A 4,512-nucleotide genomic window follows, 5' to 3' on the forward strand; every position below is an offset into this window, starting at 1 on the left:
CCAGGTTCTGTCGGCAGGAACGACGGTAAAATGATTATCCAGCGTGGTGCCCTGGCCCTGGCTGCCATGCAGCGCCTGAGGCTGGGAGCCCGTCATATAGCTGCTCACCACCTGCCATTCCTGATTCAGGCTCTCAACCGGATGCCCGGTCAGCGTGAACCGTGTGCCAGGCCATAGCCTGGGTGAATGGCTGTTCCCGCTTGCCGCCTCCGCACTATTTCGCCGCCCCTCCATCTGATAGCGGGTAAAATCTTCGCCATGCTGCTCATCCTTGAAGCGTCCGGGATAGTCATAAATTTCATACTGTTCATACTGACCATTCAGGTTTTCTGCGCTGTGGTCGTAGCTGCCCGGCCAGTCCGGCACTTTGAAGGTGTACTCCTGGCTCACCACGGAGGAGGGCCCGACGTAAGATTCATAGCAATAATTAAGGCCTGAGTCTATATAACGTCAGGCCATCGAAAATGTTGTAAGTATCTTAAATTACTGGAACAAACTTACCATTGATTAGTGAAAATATTGGAGCAAAAAAACCTAAACATTCATCTCCATCCTCATCAATATATCTGTATGTTAGAGGTGAGTATTCCGGGTTAGATTTGTTATAAAATTGAACCATCCGCCCTTTATTCATAACCCGAATATCATAGTCATCCCATTTTATGGGCAGGAGTTTCGCCCCCCCTCCCTCTAATTTATTTACTGGATATAGTGAATATAAAATATCATCCTTGCTTTCACCGGTGGTTTCTGACCATGCCTCGAGTGCAACTTTATTAAATTCTTTAAGATTTAAACGGCTTCGACTTTTGATAATCTCAGCCATTTCAATGTATGCAGACTTAAGATCTTTAATTTGATTATCTGCTCCGGTAAAAACTTGCGCTCTTACCCAAGGCCATTCAGGAATACCACTTATAGCAACTGACTGTGTGAATCTATAAAGAGCCATTCCTTTAGGGTAATAGTTACTATCGTAATAATCTGAATCAATATGCCCAGGGACAATTTGCTCAGCTAAAACTTTAAGTTTTGAAACTGGATGATTATTATCATTTAAAGCTTCAGGCTGCCCGCTATTATTTACCACCACTTTCATAGATGAAATAATCTGTTCTTCACCCTCATGAAACCGGACTAAATCCAGGCTGCATTCAGCCTGAGGATTGAAATACTCTAACTTATCCCTAAAGCTATTACCATCAGAAAACCATCCTAAAGAGCCAAATTCCAAACTAATTTCATTAATACCATTTTCCATTAACATCAAAGCATTTGTGCTAGATATACCACCACCACGACCTTCTGATGCAGAATCTCGATTGGTGAACCCTGTAACTGAGTTAGTTTTAATGGCACAGTACGCTTGATTTATATTAAATAAAACTCGAACCCTATCCTTTTTAGTCTCAGCATTGGCTGTTAGCATCATGACAACTCCAAAAAAAACAAATATGTAAAGAACAAATTTAATTTTCATTTCATCTCCATTGAATTATAACCTATCTATAATCATCCCATATTAGAACTCATCGCCCAAATTTCAAAATATGTGGGTGGAGTAATAACAGGAGAACGCACTAAATTCTCTCTTCCATAAATATTAATTCTAACAGGAGAGTTTTCTTTCTTCAATGGAACAGATAATTCCCAGCTTTTATTCATGCTATTGATTTTCTTTGATGCCTTCTTCTTATCTTTACCATAAACCATATCAGCATAAAATTTGAAATCCCCTTTAACCCCATTATGATACAAAACCAAATCCAGTCCATTGTCATGAGGATCTAGCGCAAATCCAGCCTCTGATAAAATAGCCCCCTCTGCCTGTGCTTTAAATTCAACAACAAACACTTCAGCTTCAAAAGTCGCACTGACCACCCCCTCCAATCCGAGAAAGAGTTTATTATTGTCGAGAATATTAAATGTCCATTCATCTTTATTTTTATTGTAAGCAGCTCCAAGATTCAGGCTTACACCTGGTGATATTTCGATATAGCACTCTACACTGGTACCGTGTTTCTTAAGGTAGCTACGGCATTTCGCTACCAGCGAATCTATTTTACAGTACGCACAGATAAACTGAATAATATCAAATTTCAAAGATGCCTTCAGAAATGGACTGCCGTACAGGCCGAAGAAATGACACGGCCCCTTTTCCACATCGGTGTACTGATAAGCATAGGAAATACCTAATTCCACCGGTTCCACATTACAACTGAAAACGGAGTACTGCCTCGTACTGTTCTCGTTTTCAGGATCGGGGGCAAAGTAGGTATTTATTCTGTCGAGCAGACTGTCTATCCTGCTCAACTGCTCCAGCGCGCCATTACGGCAACGCCTGCTGACCTCCTGTTTATACTCCTCGCTGAACTCAGTATTGCAAACTTTGACACCGAAACTGACATTCAGCATCGTTTTATTGACGAACTCAAATTCAGCTGTCTGATCCTGCCAGCCAGAACGGAGTTTATTGTTATTCTTCGGCTTCGTATCCTCCATGGCCTGTCGGGATTTTATTTGCTCATCACGACACTCTTTGATGGTACGTTTTCGTCGGGTTGAAGATATTTCATAACTCAACCCGGTGGTAAAACGAATCTCAAGGGTGGGATAGACGTCGATTTCTGCATAGGTACCACACTCATAACAGCTGTCAACGATAACGCTGTAATGCGCTGGTTCATCAAAAATATCTTTTGGTGACGTAATCGAGCTCAGATACCTCCACGGTGTCTGAAAAATATCCGTTATCTCCAGCCTGCTGGCTTCTCCTTTATAACTCAGCGTAACATTATTCGGAGTGCCATCAGCTTTCAGCGCACGCTTTTCCGGCAGTTGTTGAAGGTGATGCCATATTATAATCCTTTATCTGTTGTCAGTTCCTGCACCCGTCGGTATCCGGGCTGCGCAGTGTCGCCCAGTACCTCCAGCCAGTTATCAGGTATATCCTGCGTATCGTGAATGTTTTCATTAAGCAATAATCTAATCATCTGTCTGACAGAGTTATCATCGGTAATGTCATGTGCCTGACAGAACAGAAAATACTCCTCCGCAAGATGACTCACTGATATTGTGCTGTCCGTTATAATCTGCTTTATAAATCCGGCAAGCTCATGAAGGTAATTTGTCTGAGCCTGCAGGTTCAACTTCTCATATTGTCTTCGGGTAAATCGTAAGGGGGACACCTCTTTATTTTCACCCTCAGCGGTCGATGTATCAGTCACCTGCGGGCTGAAATCAAATTCCTGACTGATGCCATTGAGCATCGCCGTTATTTTTAGCAGCGGAAAAGTAAATAATTGCCGTTCCCGCCCGGTCAGCACCTCAAGCAGGGCACCAATATTCCTGGGATCATAAAAACGAAACAGGACAGGTTTATCTTGATCAGGGATCGTCACCCACAAAAAAAACCGGAGATGCTGCTGTAATTTTTGCAGGCTCAGTCCGGAGGTGATAAAAAGTCCCCATGGCGTTTCCCTCATTGCCAGCCAGGCTTCCACCCCGGGCGTGACTTCCACAAGATAAGGCGCCAAGGTGATCAGCTCCGGCTGGATGGGGTCTGCATACAGACAACAGCTCGGTGCCTTTTCCTGAGCCAGAAAATCCGTTACGCCTTCTTCGATGGCCCCGTCAATAACGGCATAGCGCTTTGGTGTCGTCATCACAACCCCTCCTGAGGGCAGTGGGACACGAACATCGTTCCCTTACCCGCAGCCGATTTCAGGATGACTGGCCGCATCGGCAGAATGATTTCGCCAGGGCTCCCTGCGCCATTAAGGTTTATTATCGGACCTCTGATATCCACCCCGCCGGCATGGATCACGACAAAAGATCCTCCAACACGGAAACTGATTTTACTGTTGCTCTGAAACACAATATCACCATCCGCGCTGACGCCCAGCGCACCGGCAATCCTCTGAGCCAGGTCTCCTTTGACTTCCAGTCCGTGATTACCTTCGACAAGGCTTACATGATCCTTTGTAGTCTTATGATCCTGCTTACCATCAACGGTTACTTTCCGATCATTGGCCACCACCAGCGATTCATCATGACCAATGCTGACCGTGCGGTCGTAGTTCACCCGTTGGTCCTGACTGTTCAGCACGATGACCTGCATATTTTTCTGAGCATGCAGATAGACCTCTTCCTCGTTCGTCGCATCCTCAAACCGCAGTTCATTAAACCCACTTCCCTTGTAGGTTTTTGACCGAATGCTCATCTGCGTTTTGGTGCCGGGCAGATCGCCCGGTGAGCGATTGTCCTCGTGATAGGTTCGGCCCATCACGATGGGCTGGTCAGGGTCGCCATTGAGAAAATCGACAATCACTTCCTGGCCCACGCGCGGGATCGCCAGATTACCGAATCCAGTTCCGGCCCACGCTTGCGACACACGGATCCAGCAGGAACTGTCTTCTGTGGCGCCGTTGTAGCGATCCCACAAAAACTTCACCCTGATCCGCCCGTGCTCGTCGCAGAAAATTTCTTCACCTGGCGGGCCGGTAACGACCG

4 protein-coding genes and 1 pseudogene are annotated in these 4,512 nt (G+C 45.4%); all 5 read right to left on the reverse strand.

Annotated features, from left to right (window positions below):
* Positions 1–420: pseudogene (locus ACLW56_RS24810) on the reverse strand (contractile injection system protein, VgrG/Pvc8 family); the annotation flags it as partial.
* Positions 421–478: 58 nt separating this feature from the next.
* Entirely contained in the window at positions 479–1,480 is a 1,002-nt protein-coding gene (locus ACLW56_RS24815) for a hypothetical protein (protein ID WP_330986270.1), read from the reverse strand.
* Positions 1,481–1,512: 32 nt separating this feature from the next.
* On the reverse strand, positions 1,513–2,502 hold the full coding sequence (locus tag ACLW56_RS24820; RefSeq protein WP_330986271.1) for a hypothetical protein: 990 nt from the start codon (positions 2,500–2,502) through the stop codon (positions 1,513–1,515).
* A gap of 356 nt (positions 2,503–2,858) precedes the next feature.
* Positions 2,859–3,665 carry a DUF4123 domain-containing protein gene (locus tag ACLW56_RS24825; protein WP_330986272.1) on the reverse strand — a complete coding sequence of 269 codons (807 nt, stop codon included), beginning with the start codon at positions 3,663–3,665 and terminating at the stop codon, positions 2,859–2,861.
* On the reverse strand, positions 3,665–4,512 hold an 848-nt coding region (locus tag ACLW56_RS24830), incomplete at its 5' end, for a type VI secretion system Vgr family protein (RefSeq protein ID WP_330986273.1). The genes ACLW56_RS24825 and ACLW56_RS24830, both read right to left, overlap by 1 nt.

The organism is Pantoea sp. sgz302252 (assembly GCF_047713085.1).
Lineage (GTDB): Bacteria > Pseudomonadota > Gammaproteobacteria > Enterobacterales > Enterobacteriaceae > Scandinavium.